At 62.2% G+C, this 16,508-nt stretch carries 19 protein-coding genes and 1 tRNA gene; 7 read left to right on the top strand and 13 right to left on the bottom strand.

All coding sequences use genetic code 11. The features are described 5' to 3' along the window. Positions 1–143 precede the first annotated feature (143 nt). The 3 genes from P4U43_RS12905 (at position 144) to P4U43_RS12915 (ending at position 2,714) form a co-directional block, all read left to right on the top strand. Positions 144–626: an SRPBCC family protein gene (locus tag P4U43_RS12905; RefSeq protein WP_277359104.1), complete on the top strand. Its 483-nt coding sequence runs from the start codon at positions 144–146 to the stop codon at positions 624–626. Between the two features lie 20 nt (positions 627–646). Continuing rightward, a complete protein-coding gene (locus P4U43_RS12910; RefSeq protein ID WP_404800738.1) occupies positions 647–2,023 on the top strand; it encodes an FAD-binding oxidoreductase in 1,377 nt (458 codons plus the stop codon). 124 nt (positions 2,024–2,147) lie between these two features. Continuing rightward, positions 2,148–2,714 carry a hypothetical protein gene (locus P4U43_RS12915; protein WP_277359105.1) on the top strand — a complete coding sequence of 189 codons (567 nt, stop codon included), beginning with the start codon at positions 2,148–2,150 and terminating at the stop codon, positions 2,712–2,714. 103 nt (positions 2,715–2,817) lie between these two features. Here the strand turns inward: P4U43_RS12915 and P4U43_RS12920 are convergent, their stop codons facing one another. The 4 genes from P4U43_RS12920 to otsA form a co-directional block, all read right to left on the bottom strand. Continuing rightward, positions 2,818–4,176: a DUF4032 domain-containing protein gene (locus P4U43_RS12920; protein ID WP_277359106.1), complete on the bottom strand. Its 1,359-nt coding sequence runs from the start codon at positions 4,174–4,176 to the stop codon at positions 2,818–2,820. 126 nt (positions 4,177–4,302) lie between these two features. Then, positions 4,303–5,391, bottom strand: a complete 1,089-nt coding sequence (locus P4U43_RS12925) for an ABC transporter ATP-binding protein (RefSeq protein WP_277359107.1) — start codon at positions 5,389–5,391, stop codon at positions 4,303–4,305. Between the two features lie 137 nt (positions 5,392–5,528). Further along, the gene (otsB, locus tag P4U43_RS12930; protein ID WP_277359108.1) at positions 5,529–6,314 is read right to left on the bottom strand and encodes a trehalose-phosphatase; all 786 of its coding nucleotides are present in this window, start codon (positions 6,312–6,314) and stop codon (positions 5,529–5,531) included. Further along, a complete protein-coding gene (otsA, locus tag P4U43_RS12935; RefSeq protein WP_204534256.1) occupies positions 6,307–7,752 on the bottom strand; it encodes an alpha,alpha-trehalose-phosphate synthase (UDP-forming) in 1,446 nt (481 codons plus the stop codon). Before otsA ends, otsB begins: the two co-directional genes overlap by 8 nt. 121 nt (positions 7,753–7,873) lie before the next feature. On the opposite strand from otsA, the gene P4U43_RS12940 reads away from it, so the two are divergent. Both P4U43_RS12940 and P4U43_RS12945 read left to right on the top strand, forming a co-directional pair. Continuing rightward, entirely contained in the window at positions 7,874–8,734 is an 861-nt protein-coding gene (locus tag P4U43_RS12940; protein ID WP_277359109.1) for a DsbA family protein, read from the top strand. Between the two features lie 109 nt (positions 8,735–8,843). Next, positions 8,844–8,920: transfer RNA gene (locus P4U43_RS12945), tRNA-Thr, on the top strand. A 43-nt stretch (positions 8,921–8,963) separates the two neighbouring features. Here P4U43_RS12945 and P4U43_RS12950 read toward each other — a convergent pair. Continuing rightward, positions 8,964–9,905 (bottom strand): HNH endonuclease, encoded by a 942-nt coding sequence (locus tag P4U43_RS12950; protein ID WP_277359110.1) that lies wholly within the window; start codon positions 9,903–9,905, stop codon positions 8,964–8,966. 146 nt (positions 9,906–10,051) lie between these two features. Between P4U43_RS12950 and P4U43_RS18090 the strand changes: the two genes are divergently transcribed. After that, positions 10,052–10,234, top strand: coding sequence for a hypothetical protein (locus P4U43_RS18090; protein ID WP_404800739.1), 183 nt, complete (start codon positions 10,052–10,054; stop codon positions 10,232–10,234). A 63-nt stretch (positions 10,235–10,297) separates the two neighbouring features. On the opposite strand, the gene P4U43_RS12955 is transcribed toward P4U43_RS18090, so the two are convergent. The 8 genes from P4U43_RS12955 to P4U43_RS12990 form a co-directional block, all read right to left on the bottom strand. Further along, a complete protein-coding gene (locus P4U43_RS12955) occupies positions 10,298–10,897 on the bottom strand; it encodes a uracil-DNA glycosylase family protein (RefSeq protein ID WP_277359111.1) in 600 nt (199 codons plus the stop codon). A 120-nt stretch (positions 10,898–11,017) separates the two neighbouring features. After that, entirely contained in the window at positions 11,018–11,329 is a 312-nt protein-coding gene (locus P4U43_RS12960; protein WP_277359112.1) for a hypothetical protein, read from the bottom strand. Between the two features lie 59 nt (positions 11,330–11,388). Beyond that, positions 11,389–11,991, bottom strand: a complete 603-nt coding sequence (locus tag P4U43_RS12965) for a hypothetical protein (RefSeq protein ID WP_277359113.1) — start codon at positions 11,989–11,991, stop codon at positions 11,389–11,391. Positions 11,992–11,996: 5 nt separating this feature from the next. Next, the gene (locus P4U43_RS12970; protein WP_056549972.1) at positions 11,997–12,443 is read right to left on the bottom strand and encodes a hypothetical protein; all 447 of its coding nucleotides are present in this window, start codon (positions 12,441–12,443) and stop codon (positions 11,997–11,999) included. Between the two features lie 76 nt (positions 12,444–12,519). After that, the gene (locus P4U43_RS12975; protein WP_056549974.1) at positions 12,520–12,861 is read right to left on the bottom strand and encodes a hypothetical protein; all 342 of its coding nucleotides are present in this window, start codon (positions 12,859–12,861) and stop codon (positions 12,520–12,522) included. A gap of 41 nt (positions 12,862–12,902) precedes the next feature. After that, a complete protein-coding gene (locus tag P4U43_RS12980; RefSeq protein WP_277359114.1) occupies positions 12,903–13,322 on the bottom strand; it encodes a hypothetical protein in 420 nt (139 codons plus the stop codon). A gap of 123 nt (positions 13,323–13,445) precedes the next feature. Then, positions 13,446–14,294, bottom strand: a complete 849-nt coding sequence (locus tag P4U43_RS12985) for an NAD-dependent epimerase/dehydratase family protein (RefSeq protein WP_277359115.1) — start codon at positions 14,292–14,294, stop codon at positions 13,446–13,448. Then, positions 14,291–15,295: an aldo/keto reductase family protein gene (locus P4U43_RS12990; RefSeq protein WP_056550307.1), complete on the bottom strand. Its 1,005-nt coding sequence runs from the start codon at positions 15,293–15,295 to the stop codon at positions 14,291–14,293. Before P4U43_RS12990 ends, P4U43_RS12985 begins: the two co-directional genes overlap by 4 nt. 121 nt (positions 15,296–15,416) lie before the next feature. Between P4U43_RS12990 and P4U43_RS12995 the strand changes: the two genes are divergently transcribed. Then, on the top strand, positions 15,417–16,490 hold the full coding sequence (locus P4U43_RS12995) for a lipid II:glycine glycyltransferase FemX (protein WP_277359116.1): 1,074 nt from the start codon (positions 15,417–15,419) through the stop codon (positions 16,488–16,490). Positions 16,491–16,508 lie beyond the last annotated feature (18 nt).

A 16,508-nucleotide genomic window follows, 5' to 3' on the forward strand; every position in this document is an offset into this window, starting at 1 on the left:
ACCCACAGCGCCGATGGTACTGCACCCGAGAGAGTGTGGGAGAGTAGGACACCGCCGGACAACACTTACGGAAAGGCCTCACCTTCACGGTGAGGCCTTTCCTGCTTTAAACCCACACCAACAACACCAACTAGAGTTCCACTATGGACAGTCTCTTCTCCCATCGTGATGCCGGCTCCACAGATCGCGAACCAGGTACTAAGCCGGGACCACTCACTGCAGAGGTGACCGTCCCTCGGACCCGCGACGAGTCATTCGCAGGGTTCACCGACGGTATCCATCTGTGGTGGCCCGTTGATCAGACCCGATTCGGCGATGGTACCCATCCGGAATTCACCAGCGGGGAGCTCTTTGAGGAGGATGCCGCGGGCAACTCGGCGTCATGGGCAACCGTGGCAGGAGAGACATCTGGCGGAGAGCTGGAGCTCAGGTGGCACTACCTTGGCAACCCGAATTTGTCGAGTCGTGTCGTGGTCACCTTCACCGCGGGTCGCGGAAGCACGCAGGTGAGCCTGGTTCATGACGGGTGGACGGACGGCGAGCTGGGTCACGAGCAGCGTGCTGCTGCGCCCAATTGGGCAGCCGTGATGGCTTCCTATCGACGATTCATGGGTGGCGCTTCGTGACGAATGCGGCTGCGCGCGAAATGTCCGATCAAACCTCCTCCCTCGTGAGGGAGTTGCACCTCGGCGTGCACAGCTCCCGCATTCTGATGAGCAGCGGGGTGCTTGAGGAGTATTCGCGGGATCAGGGCCCGGTCACGCAACCGGCGATGCCCGCCGTCGTCGTGTTGGCGGAGAGCGTTGAGGAAGTGCAGCACGTTATGCGGTGTGCGCATCTCTTCAAGGTGGCGGTCGTAGCACGCGGAACCGGGACCAGCCTTTCGGGCGGCGCCCATGCGGTGTCCGGGTGCATTGTCCTCAGCCTTGAGCGGATGAATCGCATCCTCGAGGTGCGTCCGCAGGATGAGCTTGCCATTGTGGAGCCGGGGGTCATCAACGCGGACCTGAATCTCGCGGTTGCACCGCACGGCTTGATGTATGCACCCGATCCGGCGAGTCACACAATATCCACACTGGGCGGCAACGTCGCCACCAACGCGGGCGGGCTGCGGTGTGCCAAGTATGGTGTAACCCGGGATTCGGTTCTGGCCCTCGACGTGGTGCTTGCAGACGGCACGCTTATCCATACGGGGCACACCACGTTCAAGGGCGTTGCCGGGTATGACCTGACCGCGCTATTCGTGGGATCTGAAGGTACGCTCGGCATTGTTGTGGGAATCACCGTGCGCCTGAAGTACCTTCCGATCCAAACCCGAACTCTGGCCGCCTTCTTCCCGGACTTTCCAGCAGCGGCCGCAGGCGTTCTCGCCATTGGTGCTGCCCGCGTTCAGCCGGCCATTCTTGAACTTCTTGACGGTAATACCCTGGGCGTCCTGGACGCCGCGTTCCAATCGAACCTTGCAGCCAGGGGCGGAGCCCTGCTGCTCATCCAGACTGACGGCTTTGGCGCTGAAGCGGAATCCGCCGTCGTGCGCAAAGTCCTGACCCAGGCAGGCGCGACCGTCGAAGCGGAGGACGGCTCGGAAGCCGCTATGCTCCTCGACTTGCGGCGCAACGCGAGAGGCGACGGCGTCGACGACGATTTCCGCGTTGGGGAGGATGTCGCAGTTCCGCGATCCCAGTTGGTGCACTATGCGGGTGAGCTTGAACGGATGGCCGCGGAACACGGCGTGAGGCTTCGCCTCGTTGCGCACGCGGGAGACGGCAACCTCCACCCCACGTTCTGGGTTAATCGAGACGAAGGGCAGGCGGGAATGCACAGGCTGCAGGCAGCGCTCGACGAGTCGGTGCGGGTTGCCCTGGGGCTGGGTGGAACCATCACCGGCGAGCATGGGGTGGGGCAGTACAAGTTACGTTGGCTGGCGTGGGAACAGAGTGCTGAGGTGCTGAGCCTGCAACGACGGGTCAAGGAAGCGTTTGATCCACTCGGGATACTCAATCCGGGCAAGGCGATCACCTGAGAACACGCCGCTGAAACCATCGGTATCCCGCTACCGTTGCCGAACCTTCCAGACGGATAGACTGGATTGAGCCAGCGCCCTGGAAGAGGCCAGTGGCATCGCACTGAAGAATGGGGACAACACCGTGTCAGACAACACCACCGGTCAACCGGGCAACGATGACGGCCAGGACGACTCCCGCCGATACCCGGCGGGGCAGCAGTGGCAGCAGCCCACGTCGTCCGACCAGCGTTCGGGACAGCAGCCGTCCGGTTACGGTCAGTCTTATGGCCAGCAGTCCGGTCAGTCCTACGGCCAGCAGCCCGTTCAGGGCTATGGCCAGGCGCCGGCTTCACCGTATGGCACACCCGGCGGCTACGGCGGCGGTTACGGTCAACCGACGGAGAACCCTGGAAAGACGCTCGGCATTGTCGGTCTGGTCTGCTCTATCATCTGGCCCATTTCGATTGTGGGTCTGATCATCTCTATCGTCGCGATGGTGAAGTCGAGGAAGGCCGGGATGGGCAATGGCTTCGCACTTGCCGGCATTATCATCGGAGCGATCGGCGTCATTACGGGCATCATCGCGGTAATCGGCTTGATTGCGCTCATTCCGTTCTCGCAGGAGGTCGTCGAATTCTGCCAGAGTGCAGGGCCCGGCATTCAGGAGTTCCAGGGCCAGCAAATTGACTGCAGTCAGCTGACCCCGTAAGCAAGGCGGGAAGCGCGGAAACTTCCAATCAGAGAGCGTCTGCGGTCCCGGCTCAAGCCGGGACCGCGGACGCTCTCTAGGTATTGCTTGCTCACAGGACGGCTCAGCTGCCCTCTTGCGCCCCACCGCTGATGATGTCCAACGTCTTGGTGTCAGCAGTCAGCATGATCGCGGCTTCGTCGCGGCGATGCCGCAGCACCGAATCCAGGTATGACTGCACGGCTTCGGCAAGCGGAACGTTTCTGTCTTGCTTTTCAGACATGTACCATCGGTGCTCCAGCACCTCATGGACCACTTCCGCCGGCTCCAGCTTTCCGCCGAGCTCCCGCGGAACTGCCCGAACGATCGGCTCGAAGACATCATTGAACCACTGGTGTGCGCTGATCTCTTCGTCGAGGCCCGGACTGTTGTCTGCCCGGTAGGCGTCCATGTCATTGAGCAGCCGGCGTGCCTGGTTCTCCTGGGCATCTATGCCGGTGAGCCGGATAAGACGACGGCTGTGATGCCCGGCGTCGACCACTTTGGGCTGCAGCTGGATCTGGGAAGTCTCGGAAACTGTCCGTATGGCGTACTCCTCGACGTCGAAGCCGAGTTCGTTCAGGCGCCGAATCCTTGCGTTCACCCGCCAGCGCTCACCGAGCTCGAACGACTCCTTGTCGGTGAGTTCGGCCCACAGGCGTCGGTAGCTGTCCATGATGAGCTCGCTGGTAGCCAGTGGGTCCACCTTTTCCTCAATGAGACCGCCCTCTGCCAGGTCCATCAGTTCACCGGCGATGTTCACCCGGGCAATCTCGAGATCATACTCGCGCTGCCCGGTAGACAATTCCGGATACAGTTCACCGGTCTCAGCGTCCACGAGGTAAGCAGCGAACGCCCCGGCATCTCGCCTGAACAGGGTATTGGAGAGTGATACGTCTCCCCAATAGAAACCGATGAGGTGGAGACGGACAAGGAGCAGCGCCTGGGCATCGATGAGGCGGGTCAGAGTGTCCTTGCGCAGCATCTGTGAGAACAGCGCCCGGTACGGCATGGAGAACTTCAGGTGGCGGGTGACCAGCACCGGGTTCAGGTCCTCGCCGTCACGCGTCTTCCGGCCTGCGATGACGGCAACCGGCTCCACGCACGGAACGTCCAGGCGCTGCAGCTTGCGGAGCATGTGATACTCGTGGCGTGCAATATGTTCGCTGGTTTCCTTCACAGCGATCACGGATCCGCCGAGGTGGGCGAATCGGACAATATGGCGGGAGATTCCACGGGGCAGAGCAGCGAGATACTCGGCCGGCCACTCCTCCAGTCCCAGATGCCATGGGAGGTCGAGGAGCTCCGGGTCGGTGGCCGCTGCCGTGATGTTGAGCGATCCCAGCGAGCCTTCCCCGAACGCACTCCGGGTCCTGGGCAGTTTGCCGGCCTGGTCATAGTCCGTTGGCTCGTGATGCCAGTTGGCTTCGGTCGAATCAGTCATGGTGATTGGGTGTCCTCACGGCGACCTGTATGTCCTAACAACGACGATGGCCCCCGCTGGTTGAGTTTACCGTCAACCAACAGGGGCCACCGCGGAATGTGCATCTAACCGCTAGCGGTCAAATTGCTACACGTGGTCGGCCAGGCGAAGGCCGTCCTTGGTGTCGAACAGGTGCACGTGGCCCTTTACCGGCCGTACATATACCGTGTCACCCTTCATTGGTGGGCGGCGTCCGTCTACGCGTGCCACGATGTCGTGGTCCTGGCCGTTGAGCGTGGTGTGGCCGTAGAGGTAAGCGTCAGCGCCAAGTTCCTCCACGACATCCACCTCAACCTGCAGGCCTTCGCCGGCACCGACGAGGCCAAGATCTTCGGGACGAACACCCAGCGTGACTGTACCGCCGTGTGCGGAGCTCAGGACCTCGCGCGCCACCGGGTACGTGGTGTCGCCAAACTTCACGCCGTCCTCCGAGGTCGGCAGCTCCAGCAGGTTCATGGCGGGGGAGCCGATGAAGCCGGCAACGAAGACGTTCTTCGGGCGCTCGTAGAGGTTGCGGGGGGTATCCACCTGCTGAAGGATGCCGTCCTTCAGCACTGCGACGCGATCGCCCATGGTCATGGCCTCGACCTGGTCGTGGGTCACGTACACGGTGGTGACACCGAGGCGACGGGTGAGCGAGGCGATCTGGGTACGGGTCTGCACGCGGAGCTTCGCATCGAGGTTGGACAGCGGCTCATCCATGAGGAAGACCTGCGGGTTGCGGACGATTGCACGACCCATGGCAACACGCTGGCGCTGACCACCGGAAAGAGCCTTCGGCTTGCGGTCGAGGTAGTCCTCGAGATCGAGGAGCTTTGCGGCTTCCCGGACACGCTGGGCGCGCTCTTCCTTGGAGATGCCCGCGATCTTCAGTGCGAAGCCCATGTTGTCGGCAACGGACATGTGCGGGTACAGCGCGTAGTTCTGGAAGACCATCGCGATATCTCGGTCTTTCGGCGGAACGTCGGTGACATCGCGGTCACCGATGAGGATGCGGCCGGAGTTCACATCCTCGAGGCCGGCCAGCATGCGGAGGGAGGTGGACTTTCCGCAACCGGAGGGCCCGACGAGAACGAGGAATTCGCCGTCTGCGATCTCGATGTTGAGGCCGTCTACTGCGGGCTTGTCAGTGCCCGGGTACAGGCGCGTAGCCTGGTCAAACGTTACCGTTGCCATTTTTTTCTTATCCTTTTCACGGGCAGGTACGTGCCCGACGATCCGTTGTGAATGGAAATATTCAGTTGGCGTGATCAGGACGGAGGCCGAAGTTGACCCACCGTGAACTGCGTCACAAGGAAAAGTATGGCACGAAGTCAGGTAGAGACGCCAGCACGACGTAACCTCACCAACTCCTGAAGGACCTCAACGAGATGCTCCGGGGAGGTGATGCGGTACGTCGCAGCGCTCTCTCCGTCTCCGACCTTGATCCCGACGTCGGGTGCCTGGAGGGTCTTCAGCGCGTGTTCGTCGGTGACGTCGTCACCGGCAAACACTACTGCGGTTGCCGCGGTGAGTTCACGAAGGGACTGCAGACCCCGTCCCTTGTCCGCCTGCACCACGGAGAGTTCCAGGACGTTCTTGCCGTTGCTCAGGTGGACGCCGTCCAGCGATGACAGTGCGGCACGCGCCGCAGTTGCGGCCGACTGGGCTGTCTCTGCGTCTGCCGTCCGCATATGCAGCACGACGCCGGCTGGTTTCAGTTCCAGCAGCGTACCGGGATGGGCATCGACCACCTGTTGGACGGCGCCGGTCGCATGGCGCAGGATTTCCACCTGCGAGGGCGTCAGTTCAAGGGGTGCACCACCGGGGCCGGTCCACGCCTCAGCTCCGTGACTGCCGATGAGGAGCGTTTCCGGCTCTGGAGAGGCGACCCGGCGCAGACTGTCCAGAGCGCGTCCGGAGATGAGCGCCGTCGTCGTCCTTGGCAGTTGCGCCAGATCGCGCAATGCTGCCGCCGATCCGGGCAGCGCACGGGCGTCTTCCGCGCGGTCAACCAGCGGGGACATGGTGCCGTCGAAATCGAGCGCAACCAGCAGCGTCTTCGTCGCGGCCGCCGTCGCGAGAGCGGCAAGCAATTCCGGGCTGAGTGAATCAGACAAGGAGATCCTCCCGTGCGCCTTTCTGCAGTTCTGAGAGGAAGGCCTTCGACCAGCGCTCCACGTCATTCTGCAGTACTTGACGGCGCATGGTGCGCATCCGGCGGGTTGCCTCGGAGGCGCTCATATCGAGGGCACCGCGGATGGCGCTCTTGAGACCGTCGATGTCATGCGGGTTGACCAGGATTGCCTGCCGGAGCGTGTCAGCTGCTCCGGCGAACTCGCTCAGGACCAGCGCTCCGCGGTTTCCCGTACGGGCTGCGACATACTCCTTCGCCACGAGGTTCATACCGTCGCGGAGCGCTGTCACGAGCATGACGTCGGCAGCCAGGTAGAGAGCCACCATTTCCTCCACCGGATAGCTGTGGTGGAGGTAGCGGATAGCAGTGTTCTTGATGGTGTCGTACGTGCCGTTGATACGCCCGACGGCGCCCTCCACCTCTTCACGCAGGAGCCTGTATTGCTCCACCCGTTCACGGCTGGGGCTGGCGACCTGGATGAGGGCGGCGTCCTCGACCTGGATCAGGCCGTCGGCGAGTAGTTCCTCGTAGGCCTTCAGGCGGTGGCCGATGCCCTTGGTGTAGTCCAGCCGGTCAACTCCGAGCAGGATGTGCCGGGGATTACCGAGCTCACGACGGATCTCCTGAGACCGCTCGATGATGTCGGGGCGGTTGGCGAGGTCGACGATGCGCTGGACATCGATGGAAATGGGGAACGCCTCTGCCCGTGAAACGTAGTCAGGGGATCCGTCTGCGCCCTTCACCTGTACCTGCTGCTGACGGACCGCGAGCCCCAGGAATCTGCGTACGCAGCGCAGGAAGTTGCTGGCGTCGCTCGGTCGCTGGAACCCGATCAGGTCAGCGCCGAGCAGGCCCTCGATCACCTGGCGCCGCCATGGGAGCTGGGCATAGATTTCGAGCGGAGGGAACGGAATGTGGTTGAAGAAGCCGATCTTCAGATCAGGACGGGCCTCGCGCAACAGCTTGGGAACGAGCTGAAGCTGGTAGTCCTGGACCCAGATGGTGGCGCCTTCGGCTGCGACGGCCGCAGTCTCCGCTGCGAAGCGCTCGTTGACCTTCCGGTAGGAATCCCACCAGTGGCGGTGAAACTCAGGCGGGGCGATGACGTCGTGGTAGAGCGGCCACAGGGTCGCGTTGGAGAAGCCCTCATAGTAGAACTCGACTTCCTCAGCGCTCAGCGGAACGGGAACCAGCCGGATCTCACTGTGGTCGAAGGATTCAAGTGCCTCGTCCGCGGCGCCGTGCCATCCTACCCATGCGCCGTCGGCCTTCTCCATCACAGGAGCCAGTGCGGTGACCAGACCGCCGGGTGAGCGCCGCCAGGAGCCGTTGCCGTCGTCGTCGTTCACGCGGTCAACCGGAAGTCGGTTGGACACCACAATGAATTCGAACTCACCGTACGGTGTGTCCCCTGATTGCATACTGTCTCCTCTGACGATCGTAGGCCTACTGACGACTTTAGCCGGTTGGGTGGGTAGGGGGAGCGGACAGCAGCATCACCTAAAATGGTAGGACGCGTAACCGAGTGAGCAATGAGGACTGATGACTTCCAGCAACCCCAGACCGAGCAAGGCACAACGGAAGTCAGAGTCGCGGGAGCAGGCACGGCGGGTGGTGGAGGAGCGGGAGCGCCGTGAGAAGCGTGCATCGTTCCTCATCAAGTGGGGCGTTGTTGCCGCTATCGTTGCAATCCTTGTGATCATTGGGTTGATCGTTGCCGGAAACCTTCGGAGTCAGGTTCCCGATGCCGGCCCGGCTCCTGCGCATGGCAATGAGTACGGCGGTATCACTCTGACCTCCACAACGGAGCTGGCAACAACGTCCCTTGAAACGGTCGACGTCGCGTCCCTCCCTGATGAAGCCCCGAACGCAGCGGATCCTCCGCCCGGCGTCGAGGCGTCTGCTACTGACCAGCCTGTACAGGTTGTGGCATACGTCGACGTGAACTGCGTGCACTGCGCCAACTTCGAGCAGACGCATGCCGAGCAAATTCAGACCTGGCTGGATGAGGGCGCCATCACGTTCGAGTACCGGAATGTGGCATACCTGGATCCCAATTCGCAGACGGAGTATTCGTCCCGCGGTGCTGCGGCGCTTGCCTGTGTGGCGGACACCTCGCCGCGGGCCTACTGGGACTTCTCTGCAGCCTTGTTCGGCAACTTCGAGAACGGCGAGCTCTCCGATGGGGAACTCGCCGAGATGGCAGCAACCGCCGGGGCCGGCGACATCTCCGCCTGCCTGGAGGAAGATACCTTCCGACCATGGGTGAAGTTCGGCACCCAGGCAGCAGAGACCTATGGCGTCAGCGGGACTCCAACGGTTTTCGTGGACGGCGAAGAAGTGCCGGATGCGGTATCCGACTTCGCCACGGTCACCCAGGAGCAGATTGAAGCGAAGAACTGAGGATCTCTGAGACCCGGTTGATTTCCCGCTGGCGGCGGCGCTGGGCTAACCTTGTCTAGCGCTGTTGAAGTTGGATAACGACGACGGCGCCCGCTGGCTCAGCCAGTCCGCCTCCTTAGCTCAGTTGGCCAGAGCACCGCTCTTGTAAAGCGGGGGTCGTCGGTTCGAATCCGACAGGGGGCTCCACCAGCTCAGCCGGAACTCAGAGCAACCTGGACAAAACGGTGCATTATTCCGCTCTATTGTGTCCGGACTGCTCGACATACTGTCCGGTTTGCTCCCCAGAGATCGAGATACTTCCGCTAATCGCTCGTGCATCGTTCTGTGCTTGCTCCTGTTCCGCGGTGACTATGATTCCCGGCAGATGGCCGGCCGCTGCAACCATTGCGCGCAGTTCAGCGACGGTATACGGGGTGGGGACCCTGCGGTGCGCCATGTAGTGGCAGTTCGGGCAAAGGGGTACGAGGTCGATGATCGGGTCGATCTCATAATCTGGCCGAAGACCTGCAGCAGGCACTGTGTGATGGACATGGCTGAAACCTGCGCCCGGCGGCCCATACGTAGCCTCGAAGTCAAAGCCGCACGCGTGACAGCTGGACCCGAGATGAGCAATCGCTACCGCTTTTGCCTCGGGATCGCGTTCATGCCGGTTGACGGGTATCCGCTGCAGCGCGTGCTCCGGGTAGGAGCCGGGGACTGGATCCACGGTGTCTGCGTGTTGACATACGCTGTCCACCACATGGCCGGACCAGGCGTCTCTCACTGCCGACTCGGTGTCCGGCGGGATGTGCCAGAACGAATCAGCAGCGGCGTCCCAGTCAATGTCCGGGGCACGAACCGCGAGCTCATCGGTGTGCAACTGTTCCCCTTCCGGCAGCAGGAGGTCGAATTGAACTGTGACAGACAGCCGACTGCCCGAGGCCTCCGGATCGAGGTACGTGACCGCAATCGGTTCACCCACCGTGACGCCATGCCCAATCAGACCCCGCCTGTTGGGCCCCGTTCCCTGTACGAGCAACCAGACCTCAGTTCCGGTGGGAAGCATCATTCCGTCATTGAGAAACCACTGTTCCAGATGCCCGCCGGAGTTCCGCACCTCGGCGACAGCTGATGCATAAGGTCCGCTCCAGTGACTCGTGTCCGGGTTCCACCCCAAAAGTACCGCTGCCATGGGATCAGTGTGTCACTACGGACTCGCACGGGTACGGGTGCCGATGGTTACTGAAAGGTAATCTCAAGACCCGTGCAAGTTACTCTCATGACTTGATGGAAGCCCTTGACGCTTGAAGTGTCTGCGGCAGATGCTGAGATTACGCAGTGCAAAAGGACTCATCGGGGGCGGATATGGGAACCATCAAGTGCAAGACGTGTCCAGGAACGTGGACCGTAACAACAACCAAGGCTGAAACCGTGATCGCGCAGAATCACGTTTATCTGAATCCAGGCCACCGGACAGCTACCGTGTGGAAGGACCAGCACGAAGAGGTCAAGCCTTCCTAGCGCTTCCCAGCGGGCTACGTACGGTTGAGCGCGTGCCGTATTCCGTTGGAACCAGAGCGCCAGTCAGCCCACGAGGCGCTTGGCGCGCTCGACGGCCTTACGCAGCTCATCCTGTTTGGTCTTGCGGGACAGGGACTGGGGACCTACGCCGGGAGCTTTGATGACGGTGACGCGGGGGACGCGATCCTGCAGGTGCTTGTCCCAGGTCTGCTGCACGGCATCGCTGCAGAGCAGCACCACCTCGAGTCGCGGCAGGAGGCGCAGGACCGAACCCAACGCCTTGGCGCCGGCCGTGCGGTTGTCGGCATTGGGATTCGACACGAGGAACGGGACCATGTTCCACATCAGGACGCCTTCATGCAGGCCGGCTGAATCGCGTTCTATCCAGCAGCGCTCAGCGGCGCTGTCCGGGTTGTCGACGGATACAAAACCGGTGCCGCTTTCGGAGAGCACTTCCTCCTGTGGGCGGTCCAGCACGAAAAGCACGCGGGCCTGATCTCCCGCGTCTGCCGGGTCAAAGTGCGGTACAGGGGTTGACCTGGTGGCCGTGTAGCTGGCTCGCCACTGCTCCAGGCTTTGAATGTGCGGGGCGGTTGCCAGCATGGATCGGCGGTTCTCGAGAACCGCATCGTCGGCCAGGGCTTGCGGATGATCGAGGTACATATCTCCACTGTATCCGCGCTCAGCCACTTCGTATGCGTCGGGTTCTCCAGATCCATCCGCTCGACCGGATCTGCCCGGAGTGGGTGTCCGGAAGATGGATGCAGTCCGCGAACGGGAAAATCAGGCGGCGCGGAGCCGGCTGACTGCGTGTCCCCAATCGCCGTGGTCTACGTCGATCGGCTCTCCGTCCTGGCCGAAGCACACGTCCACGGGTTCACCGAAGCCTTCACAGCTGTGGTCCGTGCACTGCTCCGTCAGGGTTCCCGCGTATTCGTTGGCGAACTCGCGCTCCCACTGATCGACCTGGCAGAGTGCCCACGCATCACCCTGATCGGCAAGCTCGCGGAGTTCGTCAATGGTGTATCTCCGCCCCCTCTCGGGGTGGCGAAGGTTACCTGTGAAAGTACTCGAAGGAGACGTTGAGATGTTCATGCGATCAAAATACGTCGTGCCTCTGACAATTTCGCGGGACCCGCTCGGCGAGTTACGGATCAATCAGGGTTCACCGGCTGCAGGGCCGATTGAACCGCCACCATGTTCTCCCCGTAGCTGGCGTCATAGGAATCCTGCAGCGTGCCGTCGTCATACACGACCGTGACAAACACGTAACCGTTCTCGATCCACGAGGTGAGTATCCTCTCGCCCGCCGTCTCGAGGAGGTCCTGTTGCACTGCTTCCAGCTCCGCGTGGTTTCCTGCGCCCGAATTCGCAGGTTCGGTACGCGGATCGATATTTGCGGGAGGGTCATAAAGCGCCAGCGGGGTCGGCGGACGTGTGAGAGTGAAGGTCTCGCCGTTCCAGGTTCCGTGCACGGCGTAGGTCCCCCAGGTCACACCCCCTGCTCTCTCCCACAGCTTCACCGCTTCCCAGTCCCAGCCGATGACTTCGGGGCCGGAACACTGCGGGGGATAGGACTCCATCACGGGTCCGAGGCACAGCATCACGGGACCGTCTTCGTCCGAAATCACCATGCCCTGCCCAATCAGCTCCTGGGAAGCGGGGGGAAGCGGCACTTCGCCGGGGCTCGCGCCGGGCGTTGCCACCGCGCCACAGCCGGTGAGCAAGAGCAGGCAGGCTGCCAGAATGATCGCCAAACCCCTCACCACACGGTCTCCAGATCCGCGTGGACCGCTGCGAGGAGGCGCTCCCTGTCATCGAGCAGATCCACGGGCCGATCCCCGTGAAGCGAGCCGTTCGGTGCAACGAACCACTGCAGGATGTGGCGATCCTTCCAGCCGGCGTCGAGCCCGATCTGGGCTACTTCGGCGAGGATCGGGCGCACTGTGTGCGCCGTTGAGTCGAACTGGAATCCGGGGTAAAGGACACGACCGGCCTTCGTCGCGACGCCGAGGATCCGGCGTTCGGCTGCGAGGCACCCGGCGGGTGGCCAGTGTGGCCCCAGCAGCGCGTCAACGTCGGCGCCGCTCAGCAGTCCGAACTCCAACTCGATGGCAACCCACTTGGCGCAGGCCGCCCTCACGGAACGCGATACCGCGTCCTGGTAAGCAGTCGCCTCACGTACGACCCTGGCTGAGCCGCCTCTCATAGGGCAAAGTTACTGCTAGCGGGCAGTCAATAGAACAGTTGATGGACAATTGACACCTAAACGCGACATCACCGGCTTACGACGACGGCGCACACGCCTCATTCAGCGCTTCCACCGACTCTGCCGGAACCTGGTCGCCGGCTGCCGCGATGTCGCGAAGCGGGCCGGTGATCTCGGCAGGAACACCCGCGGTCTCTGCGGCGTCAACCAATCCGCCGAGCAGTTCGCGATCTCCAGCGCTTACGTTCCCGTCGCTGACGAGTGAACACACCTGTTGCTGGACTTCTTCCGCGGCGGCACCGGCCACCTGCGATGCCGCATCACTGGCTATCTCACCGGCAGTTTCCTCAATTTGATTGCAGCCAGCCAGCAGGGCGCCGAGAGGGATGAGCAGGGACAGCACAGCGATTTTTTTCACGGTTCCAGTCTACGGGCACTGGCCCTGCAGACCCTGCGTAACTAGCGGTCCAGGTCCTCAGGCTCGAACTGGCTCAAGGGGGACCCTCCGAAGTTCGCCTCGTCATCACTTGCGTCGACTTCCTCGCTGCTCATGGGATCACCGAAATCGACGTCGGATGCGGCTTCGCCGATAGTAGGTTCTTCCGGCGGCACCTGCTCTTCACCGTCACGGAAGCGCGCTTCCTCGGTATCATCGCGAAGGCTCTGATCGCTTTCCTCGGCAATCGTGCCGGCTCCGGGCTCATCCTGCAGCAGTGGATCCTGCTGCCAGTTATCCGGATCATTCTCGGCAGCTGTGGGGTAGCCGTCCGGTTGGCCGTCCTGCACGGGATCGAGCGCCTCGGGCGCGATCGACTCGTTCACGGCGTCCGGCTCTTCGCCGACAACGTGCAATTCCTCATCGGGAAGATTCTCAGTCATGACCGGTCCTTTCGACGATTGCATTCCGGGAGGTGCTCCCGTGAATGTAAGCCTACTGATCATTCAAGGTTGAGGCCAGCCGGATGGGAAGCTCCCAATACCGGAGGCCTCCCATCCGAGCCGTCAGCCTGCGTGATCCCGCCAGCTGTGCTGCGGGTCGAATCCCAGTAGGCGCCGTGCCTTCTCGATCGAGAGCAGCGTTTCATGTTCGCCGACGTCCCTGACCAGCTCTACGCCGGGGAATACCTCTGCGGCCAGCGAGGCGCTCGATCGGCTCATCACGGTATCGGCGGCCGCGATGATGAACCGGTCAAAGCCGTTCCGCGCGTTCTCCAGAGCCTGCAGCACAGCCTGGGCTCCGTCCCGACCGTCAATGTATCCCCAGAGATTCCACTTCCTCAGCAGCGGATCCGAATCGAATGACGGAAACTCGGCGTAGTCCGACGGATCCATCACATTGGAGAACCGCAGCGCCGTGATGCTCAGCGAGGGATCCCAGCGAGTCAGCTGGATGGCCATCTGTTCTTCGAGGTGCTTCACCAGGGAATAGGTACTCTCCGGCCGCGCGTCATATTCCTCATCGACCGGAATGTACGGCGGGTCCTCGTCGAACGGAAGCCCGAGGACTGTCTCGCTGGAGGCGTAGACAATCTGCTGGATCCCCGCCCGCCGGCAGGCCTGGAACACGTTGTAGGTCGCCAGCATATTGTTGTGGAAAGTGGCGGAATCAGGCTGCAGCCCCGGTGCGGGGATCGCAGCGAGATGGACGACGGCGTCGAAACCTGAGTGCCGGTCATCCACTCCCAGCAACGCATCGACGACGTGACCATAGTTGGTCAGGTCGATTGAGAGGAAGCCAGGCCCGCGATCGCCGTACAGGTCGAATCCATGGACCTCGTGTCCGGCCTCCGTCAAACCCGTAACAACACTGCGTCCCAGTTTGCCGCTGGATCCCGTGACCGCGAGCCTCACGCCGGCCGCTTGTCAGGGGAAGTTGTCTTGGCCGCGTCAGTTTCGGCCAGGTGCCCGATCGCTTCATCGATTTTCTTCATGAGGGCGGGCTCCAGCGTTACGCCGGCGGCCGAAACGTTGGACTCGACCTGCTCAGGGCGGGACGCGCCGATGATTGCTGAGGCAACGTTGGGGTTCTGGAGCACCCACGCGATAGAGAGCTGCGCCATGCTCAGCCCGGCCTCGTCTGCGAGCGGTTCAAGCTTCTGCACTCCGGTGAGGACCTCATCAGACATCCAGCGCTTGATCATGTCCGCGCCGCCCTTGTCATCGGCAGCTCGCGAACCCTGTTCCGGTGCCTGACCCGGCTTGTACTTGCCGGTGAGGACGCCCTGCGCGACAGGGGACCACACGATCTGGGAGATGCCGAGTTCCTCCGACGCCGGCACTACCTTCTCCTCGATGACCCGCCAGAGCATGGAGTACTGCGGTTGGTTGGAGATGAGCTGGAAACCCAGCTCCTTCGCAAGCCCGTGACCGGCGCGCAGCTGCTCCGCAGTCCACTCACTGACCCCGATGTAGAGGGCCTTGCCCTGCCTGACGACGTCGGCGAACGCCTGCATGGTCTCTTCGAGGGGAGTCTCGTGGTCATACCGGTGGGCCTGGTAAAGGTCCACATAGTCTGTTTGAAGCCGCGTCAGCGAGCCGTCGATCGACTCCATGATGTGCTTCCGGGAGAGACCGGCGTCGTTATGGCCCTTGGGGCCGGTGGGACCCCAAACCTTGGTGAAGATTTCAAGGGACTGCCGGCGCTCACCCTTGAGGGCTTCCCCGAGGACCGTCTCGGCTGCGGTGTTGGCGTACACGTCCGCAGTGTCGAAGGTGCTGATGCCTGCATCCAGGGCTGCACGCACACACTGCGTGGCCACGTCATTCTCCACCTGGGAGCCGTGCGTGAGCCAGTTTCCGTAAGTGATCTCCGAGATTTTGAGTCCGCTGTTTCCGAGGTATCTGAATTCCATGGTTTCGATGCTATCCATCCCTGGGTCCAGCGGTACAGGGCACCCGCGGGCGACGCCGGATCCGGCCAGTGCCAACGGCTACACTGAATCGACGCCTTCCGACCAGTTGTGATTGAGGACCATGGGTACGTTTACTGCGCGATTTGCCACTGCGGAAGAACGCGGGAACTGGGATTCCCTGGTCACCGCCAATCCAAACGGCGGCAACCTTCTGCAGTCGGCGGCGTTTGCAGAGGTCAAGTCCCACCATGGCTGGAAGCCCCTGTTTCTCGTGTTCGAATCCGCCGGATACACCACCTACAACCTGGTCCTCGAGAAAAAGGTCCCGCTTCTCGGGAGCCTCTGGTACCTGATCAAGGGCCCGGATGTGGCAGCCCCCGAGGATGTTCCTGCGGTCCTGGACGCGTGCAAGTCCTTCATCCGGGAGTCAAAGCTCGCAGTCTTTGCAGTCAAGATCGAGCCGGACATTGAGGACGATGACGGCGTCCGCACCCTCTTCCGGCGCGCCGGTCTGGTGAAGGCCTTCAATCTCCAGCCGAATGATCACACGGCCATCCTCGACACCACCCCGGAGCCGAACCAGCTGCTGCGCAACCTGCACTCGCGCGGGCGCAACGCCGTCCGGCGGGCAGAGCGGGAGGGCGTCACCGTGGAGCAGATGGAACCCACGGATGAGAATTTCCGCACGATGTACCGCCTCATGGCGCACATTGAGGACCGCTCAGCGGCACGTCTCCGCTCGTTCGAGTACTACCGGCGATTCTGGACGAACTTCGTTTCCGCCGGTCAGGGCAGGCTCTACTTTGTGCACGAGGACGGCGAGCCTTCCGTTGGTGCCTTCGTCATCAACTACGGCCGCAAGGGCACCTACAAAGACGGTGGATCCAAGCCGGGCCGCTCGCAATACGGTGATTCGCATCTCCTTCAGTGGAGGGCGATCAATGATCTCAAGGCCGAGCACAACATTGTTGAGTACGACTTCTGCGGGACCCCTCCAAGCGATCAGCTGAAGGACAAGAGCCATCAGCACCACGGTCTCGGCCTGTTCAAGACGAGCTTCACCAAGACGGTCACGGACTTCGTGGGTTGTTATGACCAGGTGCTCAGTCCCATGAAGTACCGTGCGTGGCAGAAGCTGGGCGAACGCATCATGCGCCAGGTGTACTGGCGGCGCACAAATCAACCGTTCTACTAAACAGCAGGCCCGGCCACG

It is taken from the genome of Arthrobacter vasquezii, assembly GCF_029455255.1.
GTDB classification, from domain to species: domain Bacteria; phylum Actinomycetota; class Actinomycetes; order Actinomycetales; family Micrococcaceae; genus Arthrobacter_D; species Arthrobacter_D parietis.